Source organism: Bacillus sp. JK74, assembly GCF_053663395.1.
Window position 1 is genome coordinate 746,359 of record NZ_JBSJQB010000001.1, and the last position, 18,842, is coordinate 765,200.

An 18,842-nucleotide genomic window follows, 5' to 3' on the forward strand; every position below is an offset into this window, starting at 1 on the left:
CTATGAAACTACTTGATGCTATAAAAACATACGCAGACGCCAAGCCGCAGGCCATAGCGTTTCGTTCCTTAGATCATTCCCTCACTTACGGGGAATTATGGGATTTGTCGGAGCGGGTTGCGTCCGGCATTCAAAAACATACAGCTGACGGTTCGAAAGCGCCTGTCCTGGTTTACGGACATATGGAGCCGAATATGATCGTTTCTTTCTTGGGAAGCGTCAAAGCGGGCCGCCCTTACATCCCTGTCGATGTTTCCATTCCGCCGGAGCGGATCGTCAAAATCATTGAAAGCTCAGGCGCAGAGCTGCTTATCAGCGTATCGGGCGATGCAGTCGATACGGGAAGCAATCTGATTAAAACCGTTACGCCCGAAGAGCTTGCAGCTGACGGAGATGCAGACCTCAGCCGTGAGAACTGGGTAAAAGAGCTGGATACGTTTTACATTATTTACACGTCCGGCAGCACGGGAAATCCGAAGGGCGTGCAGATATCGGCTGATAACCTGCAAAGCTTCACTGACTGGATCTGCAGGGATTTTCCTGTGGGCGGGGGTAAGACATTCTTAAACCAAGCTCCGTTTTCTTTTGATTTATCTGTCATGGACATTTTCCCGTCGCTTCAAACGGGAGGTACGCTGCACTGCGTAACGAAAGACAAAATCAATAAACCGAAAGTACTATTTGAAGAGCTGGAGAAATCCAAACTGAACGTCTGGACATCGACGCCGTCTTTCGTCCAAATGTGTCTGATGGACCCCGGCTTTACGCAGGAGCTCCTGCCTGAGGCAGAAGTATTTATGTTTTGCGGAGAAGCGCTTCCGGCTGCCGTGGCACAGGAACTGTTAAACCGTTTTCCGAAGGCCCGCGTATTCAATACATACGGCCCGACTGAAACAACGGTTGCCGTCACCTCCGTTGAAATTACGCAGCAGATTATCGATGAAAATGAATCTCTGCCCGTCGGTTTTGCAAAACCCGATATGAATATCTTCATCATGGATGAAAACGGGAATAAGCTTCCGGACGGAGAAAAAGGGGAAATCATCATCGCCGGCCCGAGCGTGAGCAAAGGCTATCTCGGTGAACCGTCTCTGACTGAAAAAGCGTTTTTCTCAATTGACGGCCAGTGGGCATATCACACGGGTGATGCCGGTTATGTTCAGGATGGTCAGATTTTCTGCCAAGGACGCCTTGATTTCCAGATTAAGCTTCACGGCTACCGCATGGAGCTGGAGGAAATCGAAGTACATGTAAGGCAGTCTCAATATGTGCGCACGGCGGTTGTCATCCCGTATCAGCCTAACGGACCAGTCGAATATTTAATTGCCGCCATCGTGCCTGAAAAACATGATTTTGAAAAAGAATTCCAGCTGACAAGCGCCATTAAGAAAGAACTGGCCGCTTCGCTTCCGGCCTACATGATTCCGAGAAAATTCATTTATCAGGATCACATTCAAATGACTGCGAACGGAAAAATCGACCGTAAACGCATTGGCGAAGAGGTTCTTGTATGACGCCTTACAGCTCGTTTTTCTTCTTTATCTTACTTGGAATCCTTCTTTTGCCGACGATTATTTTAGGGCTGAACGGCAAGAGATTCCAAGGATACAACATGTTTATATCCATCATCGTATTGGCTTTGATTTTCGCGCATGATCTGCACGGCGTGATCGCACTATGTATCTTTACGCTGTGGCAGGTGCTTTTAATCAGGGGTTATCTCGCTTACAGACTGAAAGCCAACAGCGGCTTTGTCTTCAGTATGGCCGTGATCGCGTCCATTTTACCCCTGTTTTTATCTAAATTATGGCCGTTTTTCTTCCCGCCGGCGCCTCATCACCCGGTTCATAACCTGATCAGTTTCTTAGGAATTTCTTATTTGACATTTAAAGGCGTCCAGCTGATCATGGAAACGAGAGACGGACTGATTAAAGAAAAAATGCCGCTTCACCGCCTTTTGTACTTTATTATGTTTTTCCCGACCATTTCTTCCGGCCCGATCGACAGATACCGCAGATTTGCCAAGGACGAACAGAAAGTATGGACAAAGGGAGAATACGCTGATTTACTGTATACCGGCATTCATAAAATTTTTATCGGTTTCTTGTACAAATTCATTATCGGATATGCGATTAACACGTATTTCATTATGAATCTGTCTCATATCACCCACAGTAAACTGTGGGGTAATGTGCTGTACATGTACGGATACAGCTTGTACCTGTTTTTTGATTTTGCGGGTTACACGATGTTTGCCGTCGGTGTAAGCTATATCATGGGTATCAAATCTCCGGAAAACTTTAATAAGCCGTTTATCAGCAAAAACATTAAAGACTTCTGGAACCGCTGGCACATGTCCTTATCCTTCTGGTTCAGAGACTACGTATTTATGCGCTTTGTATTCTGGATGACAAAGAAAAAATGGATAAAGAACCGGATGGCCGTCTCGAACATCGGGTATTTCCTGCTGTTCATGCTGATGGGCGTCTGGCACGGACTCGCCCTGCAATATATTGTATACGGCCTGTACCACGCCGTATTAATGACCGGGTATAACTTTTTTGAGAAATGGAATAAGAAATACAAGTGGCTGCCTGCCAATCGTTTTACGGCCTTTTTAGCCATCGTCATCACATTCCATTTCGTATGTTTCGGATTTTATATTTTCTCAGGAAAACCATTTCATCACTAAAGGAGATTGAAAACACATGGAATTTAAACAGGAAGTATTAGACGTATTAGCTGAAGTTTGTCAGGAGGACGCTGTGAAAGAAAATCCTGATATTGAAATCTTTGAAGAAGGACTGCTTGATTCTTTCGGAACAGTAGAACTGCTGGTCGCCATCGAAAACCGCTTCGGCATTACAGTGCCGATCACTGAATTTGACCGTGACGAGTGGAATACGCCAAACAACATTGTAAACAAACTGACTGAGTTGAAGTAAATGAAAAAGCGTTTCTTTGGACCAATTATTTTAGCGTTTGTCCTGTTTGTCGGAGCTATCGCAGTTCCGGCTTCATGGCTTACGCGCTTCATTCCTGAAAAACGTGTCGAAGAGTCGGCGGCGGCCTTAAATCCGAATATGTTCCAGGGGCTCTATCTGCAAAACAAAATGTTCGAAGACTCGAAGTATATGCCGATTTTCGGTTCTTCCGAGCTTTCAAGACTGGATGAGTTTCACCCGTCCAACTATTTCCAAGTGAACAACCAAGGCTTTACGCCTTATCTTGTCGGAAAAGGCGGGGACCAATCCTTGATACACGCCGTGAACTTTGCGGCGCATTATCAGCAGCTGAAGGGCAAAAAGCTGGTATTCATTGTTTCTCCGCAATGGTTTATCAAAAAAGGTTCTGATGAACAGCACTTTGCGCCGAATTTTTCATCACTTCAGGCATTGGATTTAGCATTTAATAACCAGATTGATCCCGCGGTCAAAAAGAACATGATGAAGCGCATGCTCCGTTTTAAAGTCGTTCAGCATGATGCCGTCCTTTCTGAATTATACAAGGGAATGGTCAACGGACAATCATGGAAAGTGAAAGCGGTCATGCCGGCTGCCAAAGCTTATTATTCTCTGCTTGAGAAAAAAGATCTTTATTATTCAATGGGAGAAACCAAGGGCCCTGAACGGACGATCTCTGAAAACCTGAAAGGGAAATCGTGGTCAGAGTTAAAAACAGCCGCCGCTCAATTAGGAGAACGGAGCTCCAAGTCCAATCCTTTCTATATCGATGACGCTTCTTATAAAAAGATTAAGAAGAAAGTAAAGAGAGTGAAAGGAATCAACAAAGGAAGAACGTACGCCAAATCAGTCGAATATCACGACTTTGAGGATATGCTGGACATTCTGAAAGATGCCGGCGCTGAACCGATGTTCGTGGTTATTCCGGTCAACGGAAAATGGTATGACTACACCGGCTTCCCGAAAAAAGGCCGGACTGATTACTACAAAAAAGTCACTAAGCAAATTAAAGCGAAGGGCTTTCAGGTTGCCGACTTATCCGGGCACGAATATGATCCCTACTTTATGAAAGACACCATCCATATCGCCTGGAAGGGCTGGGTGTACGTCGATAAAGCAATGGAGCAGTTTTACAAAACCGGCAAGGTGACGGTTCACTGAGCACGGTGATGACAGAATACGTAAAAACGAACACGCAGGGGGCATTCTCTCCCCTGCTTTTTATGTGATTTGATTTTTTCACAAATTTGAGGAAAACTATTGCGAATATTTGTTGAAGGTATACAATAGAATATAAATTATTTTCAAATAAGTTTGACAATAACACCAATAGGGAGACAGAACATTATGAAACAAGACATTCGTGTTGAATTGACTTCAGCCAAAAAACCGAAACCGGACCCCCATAACCTTGCGTTCGGCAGAATTTTCACCGACCATATGTTTGTTATGGATTACGACGCCGGTCAAGGATGGTATGATCCGAGAATTATCCCTTATCAGTCCATCTCAATGGATCCTGCGGCCATGGTTTATCATTACGGCCAAACCGTTTTTGAAGGGCTTAAAGCGTATGTAACGAAGGATCAGGAAGTGCTTCTGTTCAGACCGGAGAAAAATATGGAGCGCCTGAACCAGTCAAATGACCGCCTTTGCATCCCGCTCATTGATGAAGAGCTTGTTCTTGAAGGCCTGAAACAGCTCGTAGCCATCGACCAAGACTGGATTCCGAAAGCGGAAGGCACTTCCCTTTATATCCGTCCGTTTATTATTGCGACTGAGCCTTTCCTCGGTGTAGCGGCATCCCATACGTACAAGCTGTTTATCATCCTTTCCCCGGTCGGCTCTTATTACAAAGAAGGCATTAAACCGGTAAAAATCGCCGTGGAAAACGAATTCGTGCGCGCCGTCAAAGGCGGCACCGGAAACGCGAAAACCGCCGGCAACTACGCATCAAGCCTGAAAGCGCAGCAGGTCGCGGAAGAGAAGGGATTTTCCCAGGTTTTATGGCTTGACGGCATTGAGAAAAAATACATTGAAGAAGTCGGCAGCATGAACATCTTCTTTAAAATCAGCGGCGAAATCGTGACGCCGGAGCTGAACGGAAGCATTCTTGAAGGAATTACGAGAAATTCCGTCATCACCCTTCTCAAACATTGGGGACTGACTGTGTCTGAGCGGAAGATTTCGATCGATGAAATCATCCAGGCGCATCGTGACGGCCGATTGGAAGAAACATTCGGAACCGGTACGGCGGCGGTCATTTCTCCGGTCGGCGAACTGATCTGGAATGATGAAAGTCTTGTCATCGGCAGCGGTGAAACCGGAGAGATCTCGAAGAAATTGTATGATACCATTACAGGCATTCAAAAAGGCGCGGAAGCCGACGTGTTCGGCTGGACGACGAAAGTCGCCTCACTAAGCGAATCAAAATAAGCAAAAAACCCGGAAGCGAATCCGGGTTTTTTTACTGCTCTTATGCTTCAATCGACTTAAAGAAATGGGGCAGATGTTCTTTGTGGGCCTCAAGCATTTCATCCAGAATGGCCTTTGCCACGGAGTCTGACGGGACAAGAGGGTTGATCGTCATCGCAAGAAGCGCCGTTTGATAATCTCCCGTGACGGCTGCTTCAGCGGCGACGCGCTCAAATGATTTGATTTGCTGGACGAGTCCGCGGACAGACACCGGCAGATCACCGACGGCGATCGGTTTCGGACCGTCTTTCGTCATGACGCAGTTCACTTCGACCGCTGAGTCATTCGGAATGCTGGCGATCGCGCCGTTGTTTATCGTATTGACGGGCTGGATATCATGTTTGTCGTTATAGATGGAGCTGATCAGGTTGCAGGCCGCGTCACTGTAGTACGCTCCGCCCCGTTTTTCCAGCTGCGGCGGTTTGATGGCGAGATTCGGATCTTTGTACAGTTCGAACAGTTCTTTCTCAACCTTCTGCACGACCTCGGCGCGTGTGCCCTCCGTCTGTGAAGCTTCTATTTCATGCTCGAGCATTTCTTTCGTTTTGAAATAATAGCGGTGGTAGCCGCAAGGAATCAGATCGAGCGCCTTCAGGAATTCAGGCTCCCATTCCGCTCCGGAAATGTTCTTCATCGTCATGGCGTTTTCCGGGTCTCCCATCGCTTCGATGACTTGATCTTTCACACTGACGCCGTCTAAGAAAACATCTAATCCGAAGACCATGTGATTCAGTCCGGCAAACTGCACTTCGATCCGGCTGACATCCACATCCAATGCTTTTGCGACGCCCATTTTAATGCCGATCGGCACATTGCAGAGACCGACGACTTTTGTGAGATTCGAGTAGCGGAGCAAGGCCTCGGTAACCATGCCGGCAGGGTTTGTGAAATTCACAAGCCATGCATTCGGACAAAGCTCTTCGATGTCTTTCGCGATTTCCAGAATAACCGGGATGGTGCGCAGCCCTTTGAATAAACCGCCCGGACCGTTTGTTTCCTGGCCGATTACGCCGTATTTTAACGGAATCCGTTCATCTTTGGCGCGGGCCTCAAGAAGGCCGACGCGGAATTGAGTCGTCACGAAGTCCGCATCCTTCAAAGCTTCTCTCCGGTCAAGCGTCAGGTGAATCTCTATCGGAACACCCGCTTTTTCGACCATGCGTTTTGCAAGCGTGCCGACGATATTGAGTTTTTTCTCGCCTTCGGGAATGTCGACGAGCCATAATTCTCTGACAGGCAGTTCCTCATAGCGCTTAATGATGCCTTCCACAAGCTCCGGTGTATAGCTTGAACCTCCGCCGATCGTTACAATTTTAATTCCTTTTGTCATATTTTTGCTCCCCCTTGCAAACTCACTTTTTCGTAAATTTCGACTAACTCAGCGGCCAAGTCTTTCACGGTCATGGCATTCATTAAATGATCTTGCGCATGCACCATTAAAAGCGTCATGTCTGTTTTTTCTCCGCCGGCTTCATTTTGGATCAATTCTGTCTGGTAATGATGGGCTTCGGTCAGTTCCCTTGCGGCTTCCTGAAGCTTTTCCTCGGCCATGGCTCTGTCCCCCCGCTTTGCGGCGGCAATGGCTTCCATTGATGCGCTTCTGCCGTTGCCGCCATGCAGGATGATCTGAAAAATGGTCTGTTCCATTTTTTCATTCATGTGTTTCACTCCCTTTCTCTACAGCACGGCTTTTTCGTCTCCCTGTACGGCTGGCGCCTGCGATTGTTCAAGTTCGTTTTCTTCTTTCAGCTTTTGCGAATCCCACATTCTGAAGAACGGATAGTACACGATAAAGGCTGTGATGATATTAATCGCCTGCATGACAGCCCCTGATATTTTTCCGCCCGTGGCAAGATAGCCGGAGAAAATCGGCGGCATCGTCCATGGGACGGCAATGCCGGCAGGTTTGGCGACGAGGCCTGTGCTCATGCCGATATAGGTAAAGACCAGTGTGACAAGCGGTGTGATAATGAACGGAATGAGAAGCATCGGATTCATGACGATCGGCATTCCGAAAATAATCGGCTCATTAATATTAAAGACAGCCGGCCCGATGGCGAGTTTCCCAAGCTGCTTCATCTGCTTGCTTCGCGAACGGAGAAACATGGTGACCACGAGCGCCAGTGTCGCGCCGCTTCCGCCGATGTTGATCCAGATTTCAAAGAACTGCTGGGTGAAAATATTCGGCAGCGCATCGCCAGCCTGAAACGCAACCCGGTTGGCATCCATCGCTCCGAACCAGATCGGCGCCATGACGCCGCCGACAATGTTCGCCCCATGTAATCCGCACGCCCACAAGAGCATTTGAACCGCTTCGGCTACCAGGCTTCCGCCGAGACTTCCCCCAAGAATCGAGAGCGGCGTCCCCAGTACAACGCTTACAATGTTATGAAGACTTTCAAACGGCGTCGCTTCGACAATTAAACGCGCGCCCCAGATCAGAAAGATGACGGCAAAGCCGGGAATTAAAGCGACAAATGATTTGCTGACCGCCGGAGGCACGCCGTCCGGCATTTTGAAGACGAAATTCCTCTGGATGATCAGGCGGTAAATTTCCGTCGACAGCATGGCGATGATCATCGCGACAAACAGCCCTTTGCTTCCCATGAGAGATAGCGGGATGCCGCCGCCCACCATGATTTCCTCTTTGGCGCCGGAAGGCAGAAACGGAACTTTGTACGGCGTTGCCAAGAGAAACGCCGCCAAAGATATCGCACCGGCCGATAATGCGTCCACCCCATATTTTTCGGCCAGGCGGTAGGCGATTCCGAAAGCGGCGACAAGGCCCATGATTTCAAAGGTCGCATCAACCGGATATTGCAGTTTTTGAGACCAGGCGCTTCCGAACGTCTTTGCCATGAAATCCGCATATCCCGGAATCGGCAGGTTGCCGATGATCAGAAAAAATGAACCGATGATGATAAGCGGCATGGTGAGGATGATTCCGTCACGCAGTGCTTGCAGATGCCGCTGGGAGGCAATTTTTCCGGCAATGGGCATGACTTTCTCTTCTAAAAACTGGTTCACCTTATTCACACGGCCCGCCCCTTTCTACGATGCGTTTCCGAGCTGTTCCGCTGATTTCAGAACCTCCGCTCCGTTGCAAGTGCCGTAATGGACGGTATTGATGACTTCAACCGGCACTCCTTTTGATTCACCCAATTTTTTCAGCTGCGGAAGCAAATAACGGACTTGAGGCCCAAGCAGCAATACGTCCGCTTTATCAATATGCTGGTTGACTGAATCGCCTGACACCGCCCAGATTTTATATTCTTTTCCTTGTTCCTGCGCGCTTTTTTCCATCTTGGTGACGAGTAAGCTTGTTGACATCCCTGCTGCACAAACGAGTAATATATTCATGTAAAAGACCTCCTGAAAGTTTGATATTTTGTATGTCTCGATGTTAGTACCATCATATTATGAAATCGCTTTCATAACTACTCAGGCTTTTTCCGCTGCTAACGGAAAAAAGGTGCTGATCGTTTGTCTCTGAATACTCGTAAAACCTCCTGATAGGTTGTGCATTTTAAGAGACGGCTTACCGCGGCCGGATCATCCAACATCCCGCCGAGCCATTTGTACATATGCTGGAGGTCGGCTTTGCTTTCTTTCTCGACGCAGAGCAGGCAGACAAATTGGACACGCTTATCCGCCCAGTCAATCGGCTTCTTCAGCGTGCATACCGCCCAAAACGTCGTGTCCGTCTGCGGAACGAGCGGGTGCGGAATCGCCGTAAGATTGCCGAAACTCGTAGGAGAAATCGCTTCCCTTTCAAAAATAGAATCTGTCAGAGAATCAGAAGCGAGGCCGGCTTCTGCAACCTGCTGTCCGAGAAAACGGATGACGTCCTCCTTCGTCTCCAGATCCTGCTGCAAAAATACCAGCTCCGGTTTCAGAAAGTTCAATTGTTCCCGGTTTTCTTCCAGCATGGCGTCGATTTTTGTAAAATCCCCGCCGCCCAACAGCGTATGAACCTTCAATACGGGAACAGGCAGGTCTTTTTTGATCGGCACTGTGCTGACCACAAAATCAATCGACTCAAAGGAAAGCTGGTCAAGGCTGCAGTAATCAGCCGTTCCGACGATTTCAAGACGTTTTGCGAACCGGGATCGGAGCTTTTCTCTTAAAAGCTGCGCGCTGCCGGCGCCGGACGCACAGACAATCAGACAGCGTTTAGGCGGCCGTTCCGTCTTTCTCCTTTCAATCGCGGCTCCGAAATGAAGCGCCAAATACCCGATCTCATTTTCATGAATATCAATGCCGGTTTGCTCCTTGATTACGATTCCCGCAATCACTCCCGCTTCAAATGCGAGCGGATAATTTTCCTTTATGGCGGAGAGCATCGGGTTTCTCAGGTTCATTCCGTACCGGTTTCGGTTAATCGCCGGCTTGATATGGAGCGCAAGACCCGCTTTCAGCTCATTGTCGTCCGTGATTCCGAGCTTCAGCTCCCGCTCAATGGCTTCAATCATGGCCTCCGTCAAACGGCTGGTTTCCCCGTCTATCAGCCTTGTAAGCTCTTTTCCTTCCATTTGTGACTGGGTCATGCGCTTTGTCCCGAGCAGGTGAATGGCGATATAGGCTGTTTCCTGTTCGGGAAAGGTGACCGAAAGTGCCGATTCAAGCTCTTTTACGATGGCTTCCGCTGACTGATATTCTGTTTCGAGCTTAATATCATGAAGATCTTCCGGAATGAGAGATACATAGTTTTCTGTCCGGATTCGTTTGCAGGCAATGGCGATATGGATGATGAGATTGTTCAGGCCGAAGAAAGAAAGCGGGATCTTATGGTTTCGAACCTGCTTCATAATGGCTGTGCGGATCACATGAATGTCGTCTTTCGGCAGAATACCGGCCTTTTCACTCAGGAGATCAGGCTCGGGCTCGCGGTCGTCCACTAAGTATTCCGCCATACAATAACGGAGGCGGAGCTCTTCGCCGCGCAGCTTAAAGCCGTGGTTCGGCCTTGTTTCCAAAATGATGTCATAGGGGCGGAGCCGTTTTTTGACTTCTTTTAAATCAGATTGAAGTGTGGATTTACTGATGAACAGTTCTTCCGCTAAGTCATCCAGCTTGAGGTAGCCGTCGGCCAGAAGCATTCTTTTCATCAGGTAATCTATCCGTTCATCGGGAAAAATCGGCACGGTGCTGTTCTGCTGGAAATTGTCCTGAAGCCAGTTTTTAAACGGCTGCTCATTCCGGATCAGCAGCTTATAGCCGCTCCCTCTGACAGATTGAATGGATGCGCCGTGTTTTTCTACAATGGTTTGCAGTTCCTTTATGTCATTGCGGACCGTCCGCGTCGTTACCTTTACATTTGCAGCAATGACTGAGCTTGTAACCGGTGTTTCAGCAGCTAAAAGCAAGCGCAGAAGTTCACGAAGCCGCCCATGAAGCATGAGAAAAACCTCCTATCAGATCAGATGCAGACGTGAAAAATGGGCAAAAAGAATGAGGAAGGGGTAAATGTATGTAAATTCTATACTGGGGAGGATTTCAAGTCAATGCGGCAATCCGATGCCAAGCCCGTAAAAAAACAGCCGGATCAGCCGGCTGTTCGGGATGCGGACATGCGGTTCCGCTTAGATGCCTTCCGTTCTTTTATGATTTTTCTGATGATCGGATAGATGACGGGCGCCCATTTGATAATCGTTTTGAAAAATTTTTTCAATGTCTGAATCCCCTTTCTTTTACCTTGTCTTTCCCCTGTTATCAGCGTTTATAAACATGGTCAGCGTGAGACATACCGGTTCCCCGTCACCCAATAGCGCCACGGATAATCCCGGGCTTCTCCGCTGTTGTCAATCCCGATTCTCGGGCCTGTTGATATATGTTCAGGCGTAAAGCCCTCCGTAATATACAGCGGCGGTTCCGTGATCATGCCGCCGTAGTCGTTCATTGAAATGCCCATCGCCTTCGTCAGTTTTCCCGGGCCGTTTGTCCACTCTCTTGGGGGTCTGCCCGGTCTCCTGCTCTCCATCAGGAACTGTCCTTCATGAGGCTCCGCCGCCCTGATTAACACGGCCTGCGGAATGCCGATGTCCGCGGCGACGACGTTCATTAATGTATGAGTGTGCATGACGTATGTATAAATGCGGCCCGCCTCATGGAACATAATTTCCGTCCGTTTCGTGCGCCGGTTGCCGAAGCTGTGCGCCGCCCGGTCATCCGCTCCCATATAAGCTTCCGTTTCCACGATAAAACCTGAAGCCGTTCCCTCATCCGTCTCCTTCACCAGGAGACAGCCGAGCAACAAAGGGGCAAGCTCCACTGACGGTCTCTGGTAAAATTCAATCGGCAAAGGCTTTCGTTCTCCCGCCATTTGCCTCCCTCCTTTCTGAATATAGCGATTTCCTCTTTCACGTTTTTCACTTCTTTTTTACAATATAAACATGAAAGAAAAAAGGGCATCATTGTTGAACACTCTATTGCGTTTTGAAAATCGGCCCGGTATAATATGATGGTTCAAATGAAAATGATTCTCATATTCAATAAATGCCGGACAATGATCATAAAAGTAGGTGAATTGATTTTTGAGCGATTCTGTCACGTCCGCAAGCCGTCTGATCAGCATCTTAAAAAACGGGGTTTTCTTCCTGATCGCGGTGATCGGGCTGCTTGTTTCTATTTTTTTCGCCGTCTCATTCGGCGCGAAAGACATTACTTTACATACGGTTTGGTCGGCTGTTACTGATTACAATCCGAACATAACGGGCCAGCAGATCATTCATGAATTGCGTCTTCCGAGAGTGCTCGGCGCGGCCGTTACAGGAGCCGCTTTTGCCGCAGCCGGCGCCCTCATGCAGGGTGTCACGAGAAACCCGCTTGCCGATTCGGGTGTCTTAGGCGTAAATGCGGGCGCCATGTTTGTTGTTGCGCTCAGCTTTGCTTTTTTCCCTCATTTGTCATATGCCCTGCTGATGGTGATGTCATTTTTGGGAGCACTGGCAAGCACCGGCTTGATTTTCTTTATCAGTGCGGCGGGAAAAAGCAGCATGACACCTTTAAAGGTGACGCTTGCCGGGGCGGTCGTGGCCGCGCTCTTACATTCACTCAGTACCGGTGTGGCGATTTATTACGATTTAAGCCAGGATTTGGCCTTCTGGTACGCCGGCGGGGTGTCAGGGATCAAGTGGGCTCATTTACAAGTCCTTGTTCCCGTGATTGCGGTCTTCATCATTCTCGCGACATTCATGGGCCGGTCCGTCACCCTTCTCTCAATGGGAAATGACGTGGCGGCGAATTTAGGGGTGAACACGGCTCTGACGCGTGCCGCCGGATTAATGATCGCCGTCGTTCTTGCCGGTGTGTCTGTTTCCGCTGCCGGCGCGACCGGCTTTGTCGGGCTGGTCATTCCCCATATCGCGCGAAAGATCGTCGGCGTTACGTACAGGCTGATTATTCCGATGTCCGCGTTGCTTGGGGCGATTCTTTTGATTTTGGCCGACTTGGCCTCACGCACGGTCAGTCCCCCGAGAGAATTGGCGATAGGCATCATGGTCGCACTTGTCGGTGTCCCTTTCTTTCTTTATATTGCCCGCAAGGAAGGGAGAGACTTATAAATGAAAGTGCAGAAAGAAACAAAAAAAGCGGCGGCGGCAGGTCTCGTTCTGCTGGTCATCGCCGTTTGCATTATTCTGATCGGGCTGCATACGGGCTCATTCCGGCTTTCTCCCCTCACCGTGGGAAAAACGCTGTTCGGATACGGCACGTTTCAAAGCACGACCGTTTTATTCGATTACCGGCTCCCCCGGATTTTGGTGACGATGCTGGCCGGTATCGGCTTAGGCGTGTCGGGCGCTGTTTTGCAGGGTGTATCCCGAAATCCGCTTGCCGATCCGGGCATTCTCGGACTGCATGCCGGCGCTTCCTTCGGTTTGATGATGTATATCACATTCTTTCATTCCCTGGAGGCGCAGGCGTCGATGTTCATCCCGCTGTTTACGTTTGCGGGCGGAACACTCGCCGCCCTGCTGATCGTAGTGCTTACGTACGACAGGCTGAACGGTTTTTTAACGATCCGCATGCTGTTGGTCGGGATCGCCGTTTCCGCGGGCTTCAGCGCCGTTACATTGTTTATGTCGCTGCGCCTGAATGAAGAAACTTATACATTCGCTTCCCGCTGGCTGGTGGGAAACGTCTGGGGCAGAGATTGGATTCACGTGTGGTCGCTATTGCCCTGGATCGGCATTCTCGCACCGCTTGCATGGCTGAACGCCCGGTCTTTGAATATTTTAATGCTCGGTGACCAGGCAGCCGCGGGGCTCGGCGCACACGTGCAGAGAAAAAGGATCATGCTGATCGCCATAGCGGTCGGCTTGTCCTGCGCGAGCGTCGCGATGGCCGGCGGAATCGGCTTTATCGGCTTTGCCGCCCCTCACTTGGCAAGACGGCTCGTCGGCACCATGCATCAGCATATTATTCCGATTGCTGGATTAATCGGCCTTGTCATTCTTGTCGCGGCAGACACCATCGGCCGGTCTTTGTTTCAGCCGAATGCCATTCCGGCCGGCGTGGTTGCGGCAGCCATCGGCGCGCCGTATTTTCTCTATCTCGTCATGAAAATCAAATCATAAAACAAGGAGTATTCCCATGAAAAAAACAATTGCGCTCATCAGTTTCATGTGTATTTTCTTACTGGCTGCCTGCCAATCCGATTCATCACAGCCGGAGTCAAAAAAGAAATCCGGCGATCATAAAATCGCTTCGATGTCCATTCACCTGACAAATGATCTGCTGGCTCTCGGCGTTACACCTGCCGGTTCCGTCGTGGGCGGAGAATTAAAAGATTTTCTCCCTCATGTGAAAAATCAGCTGAAAGACACGAAAAAACTCGGACCTGCCTCAGACCCGGATATGGAAGCTTTACTTGAGCTGAATCCAGACAACATTTATCTTGATAAAGAATTTGCGGGAAAAGATGTGTCAAAATACAAGAAAATCGGAAACACACACATTTTCGACCTTGATAAAGGCACATGGCGTGATCATTTAAAAGACATCGGAAAAATCGTCAACCGTGAAAAAGAAGCGAAAACATTTATTCAAGATTATGAAGATGAAACAAAACAAGTCAGATCCATGATGAATAAGGAATTAGGGAAAAACGCCAAAGTCATGGCGATCCGCGTGAACGCAAAAGAGCTTCGCGTCTTCAGCACACGCCGCCCGATGGGACCGATTCTGTTTGACGATCTGAAGCTGAAACCGGCTGACGGCATTAAAGAAATGAACACCTCCCGCCCTTATGAAGTCATTTCTCAAGAAGTGCTGCCTGATTACAACGCGGATGCGATTTTCGTGGTCGTTAACAGAGACGACAAGTCACAGCAAGCCTATAAAGAATTGCAAAAAAGCGCTGTGTGGAAAGGGCTGAAGGCCGTGAAAGCAAACCATGTCTATAAAATTGCCGATCAGCCTTGGCTTGATTATTCGGCACTGGGAAATAAATTAGCAATGGATGAAGCGAAAAAACTGTTCCAAAAATAAACATGAGCCGGTTTTGCAAAAAGTGCAAGACCGGCTTTTTTATATTACCGTTTACTTATATAAACATTCGCTTATATAATAGTTTAAAAAAGGAGTGAGCGCATGGAACGGCGGCATAATGCTTTAAGTTCCGAAGGGATCAGCCAGTGCCTCAAACTTCTAAGCGACCCGACGAGGCTTTTGATGCTGAAGCTTCTGGAGGATAAGGAATATTGTGTCTGCGAGCTGACGGCTATTTTTCATATAAGTCAGCCCGGCATCAGCCAGCACTTGCGGAAATTAAAGAACGCCGGCCTTGTGCGGGAAAGACGCGAGGGCCAATGGCGGTACTATGCCATTCATCCGTCCGGACCGGAATACGCGCTGGTTTGCTCGATTCTGCAGCAGATAGATGAAAAGGACGAAGTTTTACAGACATTGCGGCAAAAAGAAGTCACTGTTACATGCCGGTAAGGGGGATATATTCTTGGGAGTTGCGGTTTTATCAGCGCTGATTTTTGTGCTGACACTTGTGTTTGTCATATGGCAGCCGAAACATATATCAATCGGCTGGTCTGCCTGCGGCGGAGCGGTCCTCGCTTTGATCGCCGGAGCAGTCAGCCTGCACGATATCGCGGAAGTGACGGGGATCGTCTGGAATGCGACACTCGCCTTTATCGCCATTATTATCATTTCATTAATTCTTGACAGTATCGGTTTTTTTGAGTGGGCCGCGCTGCATATGGCCATGGCGGCCAAAGGCAGCGGGCTGCGGATGTTTCTCTATGTGTCGGTCTTAGGGGCTGTTGTCTCCGCCCTGTTTGCCAATGACGGAGCGGCGCTCATTTTGACGCCGATCGTACTGGCGATGGTGCGGGCTTTGAATTTACCTGAAAAACTGGTTTTTCCGTTTATTATCGCCGGTGGATTCATCGCCGACACCACCTCGCTCCCGCTCGTGGTCAGCAATTTGGTCAATATCGTATCCGCCGATTACTTTCATATCGGATACATTGAATATGCATCACGCATGCTGGTGCCCAACCTCTTTTCTTTGGCGGCAAGCATTTTGGTGCTGTATCTCTATTTCAGAAAAAACATTCCGAAACGGTTTGACACCAGCCTTGTGAAACATCCTGCATCCGCCATTAAGGATGAGCGCCTTTTCCGGTTATCATGGGCTGTCCTGGCCGTTTTATTGATCGGGTATTTCGTCAGCGCGCTGCTGTCGATACCCGTTTCCTTCGTTGCCGGCTCCATCGCGGTCATTTTTCTCATTCTGGCGCAGCGAAGCCCCGCCGTCCCTGCGAAACAAGTCATCAAGGACGCCCCGTGGGCCATCGTGTTTTTTTCTGTCGGCATGTATGTTGTCGTGTACGGCTTGCGGAATGCCGGACTGACGGATCTTCTTTCTCAGCTTATTCAGAAAGCGGCGGATCAAGGGTTGTTTGCGGGCACACTCGGAATGGGTTTTATCGCTGCGATCCTCTCCTCCGTTATGAATAACCTGCCGACGGTGATGATTGACGCCATAGCCATCAGCGGAACGGACACTCACGGGCTGCTGAGAGAAGCATTGATTTACGCGAATGTTATCGGTTCTGACCTCGGGCCGAAAATCACGCCGATCGGGTCGCTGGCGACATTGTTATGGCTCCACGTGCTGAGCCGGAAAAACGTGAAAATTTCCTGGGGAATGTATTTCAAAACAGGTCTGATATTAACCATTCCGACGTTATTCATCACCCTGATCGGACTTTATATATGGCTGTTATGGCTCGCTTGAGAAAAAAACCTTTTAAGTTGAATCTTAAAAGGTTTTTTTGTGTCAAAAATCCGAAAAGTTAAACTTTTATATTTTAAAAGTATAGACATTTAATTTAAAAAGATTATAATATTCATGAAAACGTTTTAACTTTATGAAAGAAGGGATTCCTCATGAAAAGAATTTTATTAGCCTGCAGCTCAGGCATGTCCACCAGCCTTCTTGTCACGAAAATGCAGAATTACGCCAGCTCCATCGGTGAGGAGGCCGAGATTTGGGCAGTCGGACAGGATAAAGCAAAAGAAGCGATGAAAGACGCAGACGTCGTACTGATCGGCCCGCAGATGAGTTTTTTAAAAGGCGAGCTTCAAAAAGAGGCGGACCCGCTTCACATCACCGTTGATGTGATTGATATGATGGCATACGGCATGGGAGACGGCAAAAAAGCATACGAACAGGCCGTTGCCTTGATAGAGAACAAATAAAGGAGGCGATAAGCATGGAAACGTACACGGATGAACAGATCAGTTTTCAGCTGATTCTTTACAGCGGCAATGCCCGCAGCTGTATTATTCAATCGATACGCGCTTATAAAGACGGCCGGCCAGATGAGTCAGACACCTTTCTGACAAAGGCTGAAGAAGAACTGGGAAAAGCGCACGACATCCATTTTCAGATGATTCAAAAAGAAGCCGGCGGCGCCAAAACGGATGTCTCTCTGCTTTTTATGCATGCTGAAGATCACTTAATGTCAGCGCTTTCAATGAAAGAGCTCGTCAAAGAAATGCTCGACTTATTTCAATCAAAAAATTTATAAAAAGCCGGGGGTGAAGACGTGTTTGAGAAAATCAGCCAATTCCTTGTTCCGATCGCGGGCAAATTAAACAATAACCGCTATTTGCAAGTTTTACGGGATGCTTTTATGCTGGCGTTTCCGCTGACCATTTTCGGTTCGGTGTTCGTCGTGCTGACGAACCTGCCGTTTTTAAACAAAATCATGAGCAGCTCCGCCCTGTCTGTCTTTCAATCCGGATTTGGCGGCGCTTCGACGGCGACGATGGGGATTATGTCTATTTTTGTCGTCTTCGGGATCGGCTATTACCTTTCCAAAAGCTACGAAGTGGAGGCCGTATTCGGCGGAGCGATCGCATTGGTTTCTTTTCTGCTGCTCACCCCTTTCGTCTTAGAGCCGGAAACGGGCAAAGCGGTCGCAGGCGTCATTCCGGTTGACCGGCTTGGTGCAAAAGGGATGTTTCTCGGCATGATAACCGCTTTTTTGTCAGGTGAAATCTACAGAAGAATCGTCCAGAGAAACTTAACGATTAAGATGCCTGCCGGTGTTCCTCCGGCTGTTGCTAAATCGTTCGCCGCATTGATTCCGGCTTTTATCACGCTTACCGTCTTCCTCTTGATCAATGCGGCTGTCACCCAGATCTTTCACACCAATCTGCATGATGTCATTTATCATACGGTCCAAGCCCCGCTTGTCGGACTTGGAAGCGGCATCATTCCTACATTAATCGCTGTTTTCTTTATTCAGATTTTATGGTTTTTCGGACTTCACGGACAGATCATTATCAATTCCGTGATGGACCCGATCTGGAATACATTACAGGTCGAAAATTTGGCTGCGTATACAGCGGGAAAAGAGATTCCCCATATTATTTCTAAGCCGTTTATGGAGATTTACACCGTCGGAATGGGCGGAACCGGAATGACATTGGCCATAGTGATCACCATCTTGCTTTTTATGAAAAGCAAACAGATGAAACAGATATCCAAACTCGGTCTCGCGCCAGGTATTTTCAACGTCAATGAGCCGGTTATTTTCGGTTTGCCGATCGTGATGAACCCGATCATTATCATTCCGTGGGTAATCGCGCCGATGGTTGTCACGCTCGTCACCTATCTGGCCATGTCGGCGGGGATCGTGCCCCCTCCTACCGGCGTGACCGTGCCCTGGACCGTCCCCCTTTTCATTAACGGGATTATGGCGACCAATTCCGTCATGGGCGGCATTATGCAGCTGGTCAACCTCTGTATTGTCTTTGTCATCTGGTTCCCGTTTCTTAAAGCGCTGGACAAATTAAATATGGCAAAGGAAAAAGAAGCAGAGACCGAGCAGCATGCCCGGGATGACAGCATGAGTATGTAATCAAAATCGCAGTAAG

20 protein-coding genes are annotated in these 18,842 nt (G+C 48.6%); 13 read left to right on the plus strand and 7 right to left on the minus strand.

The annotated features are described in order from the left end of the window. The first annotated feature begins 2 nt into the window (after nucleotides 1–2). The 5 genes from dltA (at nucleotide 3) to ACWJJ5_RS03810 (ending at nucleotide 5,399) form a co-directional block, all read left to right on the plus strand. Nucleotides 3–1,514, plus strand: coding sequence for a D-alanine--poly(phosphoribitol) ligase subunit DltA (gene dltA, locus ACWJJ5_RS03790; protein WP_233662404.1), 1,512 nt, complete (start codon nucleotides 3–5; stop codon nucleotides 1,512–1,514). Continuing rightward, nucleotides 1,511–2,692: a D-alanyl-lipoteichoic acid biosynthesis protein DltB gene (gene dltB / locus ACWJJ5_RS03795; protein ID WP_012118762.1), complete on the plus strand. Its 1,182-nt coding sequence runs from the start codon at nucleotides 1,511–1,513 to the stop codon at nucleotides 2,690–2,692. Before dltA ends, dltB begins: the two co-directional genes overlap by 4 nt. 16 nt (nucleotides 2,693–2,708) lie before the next feature. Beyond that, complete coding sequence (gene dltC / locus ACWJJ5_RS03800) at nucleotides 2,709–2,945, plus strand: D-alanine--poly(phosphoribitol) ligase subunit 2 (RefSeq protein WP_003150875.1); 237 nt, start codon at nucleotides 2,709–2,711, stop codon at nucleotides 2,943–2,945. Beyond that, nucleotides 2,946–4,124, plus strand: coding sequence for a D-alanyl-lipoteichoic acid biosynthesis protein DltD (gene dltD / locus ACWJJ5_RS03805; RefSeq protein ID WP_015387523.1), 1,179 nt, complete (start codon nucleotides 2,946–2,948; stop codon nucleotides 4,122–4,124). 183 nt (nucleotides 4,125–4,307) lie between these two features. Then, nucleotides 4,308–5,399 (plus strand): branched-chain amino acid aminotransferase, encoded by a 1,092-nt coding sequence (locus ACWJJ5_RS03810; RefSeq protein ID WP_025853645.1) that lies wholly within the window; start codon nucleotides 4,308–4,310, stop codon nucleotides 5,397–5,399. Between the two features lie 40 nt (nucleotides 5,400–5,439). Here ACWJJ5_RS03810 and licH read toward each other — a convergent pair whose 3' ends face one another. The 7 genes from licH to ACWJJ5_RS03845 all read right to left on the minus strand — a co-directional run bounded on the left by licH (nucleotide 5,440) and on the right by ACWJJ5_RS03845 (nucleotide 11,760). After that, the gene (gene licH, locus ACWJJ5_RS03815) at nucleotides 5,440–6,768 is read right to left on the minus strand and encodes a 6-phospho-beta-glucosidase LicH (protein WP_003150870.1); all 1,329 of its coding nucleotides are present in this window, start codon (nucleotides 6,766–6,768) and stop codon (nucleotides 5,440–5,442) included. Then, complete coding sequence (licA, locus tag ACWJJ5_RS03820) at nucleotides 6,765–7,097, minus strand: PTS lichenan transporter subunit IIA (protein WP_003150867.1); 333 nt, start codon at nucleotides 7,095–7,097, stop codon at nucleotides 6,765–6,767. The genes licH and licA overlap by 4 nt, the downstream gene beginning before the upstream one ends. A gap of 18 nt (nucleotides 7,098–7,115) precedes the next feature. Next, nucleotides 7,116–8,474 (minus strand): PTS cellobiose transporter subunit IIC, encoded by a 1,359-nt coding sequence (gene celB, locus ACWJJ5_RS03825; RefSeq protein WP_003150865.1) that lies wholly within the window; start codon nucleotides 8,472–8,474, stop codon nucleotides 7,116–7,118. Between the two features lie 15 nt (nucleotides 8,475–8,489). Further along, nucleotides 8,490–8,798 (minus strand): PTS lichenan transporter subunit IIB, encoded by a 309-nt coding sequence (gene licB / locus ACWJJ5_RS03830; protein WP_003150863.1) that lies wholly within the window; start codon nucleotides 8,796–8,798, stop codon nucleotides 8,490–8,492. 98 nt (nucleotides 8,799–8,896) lie between these two features. Beyond that, nucleotides 8,897–10,837 (minus strand): transcriptional regulator LicR, encoded by a 1,941-nt coding sequence (licR, locus tag ACWJJ5_RS03835; RefSeq protein ID WP_173612921.1) that lies wholly within the window; start codon nucleotides 10,835–10,837, stop codon nucleotides 8,897–8,899. Nucleotides 10,838–10,983: 146 nt separating this feature from the next. Beyond that, on the minus strand, nucleotides 10,984–11,118 hold the full coding sequence (locus ACWJJ5_RS03840) for a hypothetical protein (RefSeq protein ID WP_369719122.1): 135 nt from the start codon (nucleotides 11,116–11,118) through the stop codon (nucleotides 10,984–10,986). Nucleotides 11,119–11,169: 51 nt separating this feature from the next. Continuing rightward, nucleotides 11,170–11,760: a DNA-3-methyladenine glycosylase gene (locus ACWJJ5_RS03845; RefSeq protein ID WP_032875710.1), complete on the minus strand. Its 591-nt coding sequence runs from the start codon at nucleotides 11,758–11,760 to the stop codon at nucleotides 11,170–11,172. A gap of 241 nt (nucleotides 11,761–12,001) precedes the next feature. Between ACWJJ5_RS03845 and ACWJJ5_RS03850 the strand changes: the two genes are divergently transcribed. The 8 genes from ACWJJ5_RS03850 to celB (ACWJJ5_RS03885) all read left to right on the plus strand — a co-directional run bounded on the left by ACWJJ5_RS03850 (nucleotide 12,002) and on the right by celB (ACWJJ5_RS03885) (nucleotide 18,826). Further along, entirely contained in the window at nucleotides 12,002–13,000 is a 999-nt protein-coding gene (locus ACWJJ5_RS03850; protein WP_454022247.1) for a FecCD family ABC transporter permease, read from the plus strand. Further along, the gene (locus ACWJJ5_RS03855) at nucleotides 13,001–14,014 is read left to right on the plus strand and encodes a FecCD family ABC transporter permease (protein WP_025853649.1); all 1,014 of its coding nucleotides are present in this window, start codon (nucleotides 13,001–13,003) and stop codon (nucleotides 14,012–14,014) included. It abuts the gene before it with no gap. Nucleotides 14,015–14,030: 16 nt separating this feature from the next. Next, on the plus strand, nucleotides 14,031–14,927 hold the full coding sequence (locus ACWJJ5_RS03860; protein WP_454022204.1) for an ABC transporter substrate-binding protein: 897 nt from the start codon (nucleotides 14,031–14,033) through the stop codon (nucleotides 14,925–14,927). 102 nt (nucleotides 14,928–15,029) lie between these two features. Then, entirely contained in the window at nucleotides 15,030–15,380 is a 351-nt protein-coding gene (locus ACWJJ5_RS03865) for an ArsR/SmtB family transcription factor (RefSeq protein ID WP_014306081.1), read from the plus strand. Nucleotides 15,381–15,393: 13 nt separating this feature from the next. After that, a complete protein-coding gene (locus ACWJJ5_RS03870; RefSeq protein WP_454022205.1) occupies nucleotides 15,394–16,692 on the plus strand; it encodes an arsenic transporter in 1,299 nt (432 codons plus the stop codon). Nucleotides 16,693–16,844: 152 nt separating this feature from the next. Then, entirely contained in the window at nucleotides 16,845–17,156 is a 312-nt protein-coding gene (locus ACWJJ5_RS03875) for a PTS sugar transporter subunit IIB (protein ID WP_003150851.1), read from the plus strand. 14 nt (nucleotides 17,157–17,170) lie between these two features. Continuing rightward, nucleotides 17,171–17,488, plus strand: a complete 318-nt coding sequence (locus tag ACWJJ5_RS03880) for a PTS lactose/cellobiose transporter subunit IIA (protein WP_454022206.1) — start codon at nucleotides 17,171–17,173, stop codon at nucleotides 17,486–17,488. 18 nt (nucleotides 17,489–17,506) lie between these two features. Beyond that, nucleotides 17,507–18,826 carry a PTS cellobiose transporter subunit IIC gene (celB, locus tag ACWJJ5_RS03885; RefSeq protein WP_146283944.1) on the plus strand — a complete coding sequence of 440 codons (1,320 nt, stop codon included), beginning with the start codon at nucleotides 17,507–17,509 and terminating at the stop codon, nucleotides 18,824–18,826. The last annotated feature ends 16 nt before the right edge of the window (nucleotides 18,827–18,842 follow it).

Coding starts and splice junctions, on each gene's coding strand:
- ACWJJ5_RS03875 (WP_003150851.1), top strand. CDS start 16,845: ATGAAAAGAATTTTATTAGCCTGCAGCTCAGGCATGTCCACCAGCCTT.
- ACWJJ5_RS03880 (WP_454022206.1), top strand. CDS start 17,171: ATGGAAACGTACACGGATGAACAGATCAGTTTTCAGCTGATTCTTTAC.
- licA (WP_003150867.1), bottom strand. CDS start 7,097: ATGAATGAAAAAATGGAACAGACCATTTTTCAGATCATCCTGCATGGC.
- ACWJJ5_RS03860 (WP_454022204.1), top strand. CDS start 14,031: ATGAAAAAAACAATTGCGCTCATCAGTTTCATGTGTATTTTCTTACTG.
- ACWJJ5_RS03845 (WP_032875710.1), bottom strand. CDS start 11,760: ATGGCGGGAGAACGAAAGCCTTTGCCGATTGAATTTTACCAGAGACCG.
- dltA (WP_233662404.1), top strand. CDS start 3: ATGAAACTACTTGATGCTATAAAAACATACGCAGACGCCAAGCCGCAG.
- ACWJJ5_RS03855 (WP_025853649.1), top strand. CDS start 13,001: ATGAAAGTGCAGAAAGAAACAAAAAAAGCGGCGGCGGCAGGTCTCGTT.
- licB (WP_003150863.1), bottom strand. CDS start 8,798: ATGAATATATTACTCGTTTGTGCAGCAGGGATGTCAACAAGCTTACTC.
- ACWJJ5_RS03865 (WP_014306081.1), top strand. CDS start 15,030: ATGGAACGGCGGCATAATGCTTTAAGTTCCGAAGGGATCAGCCAGTGC.
- licR (WP_173612921.1), bottom strand. CDS start 10,837: ATGCTTCATGGGCGGCTTCGTGAACTTCTGCGCTTGCTTTTAGCTGCT.
- dltD (WP_015387523.1), top strand. CDS start 2,946: ATGAAAAAGCGTTTCTTTGGACCAATTATTTTAGCGTTTGTCCTGTTT.
- licH (WP_003150870.1), bottom strand. CDS start 6,768: ATGACAAAAGGAATTAAAATTGTAACGATCGGCGGAGGTTCAAGCTAT.
- dltC (WP_003150875.1), top strand. CDS start 2,709: ATGGAATTTAAACAGGAAGTATTAGACGTATTAGCTGAAGTTTGTCAG.
- dltB (WP_012118762.1), top strand. CDS start 1,511: ATGACGCCTTACAGCTCGTTTTTCTTCTTTATCTTACTTGGAATCCTT.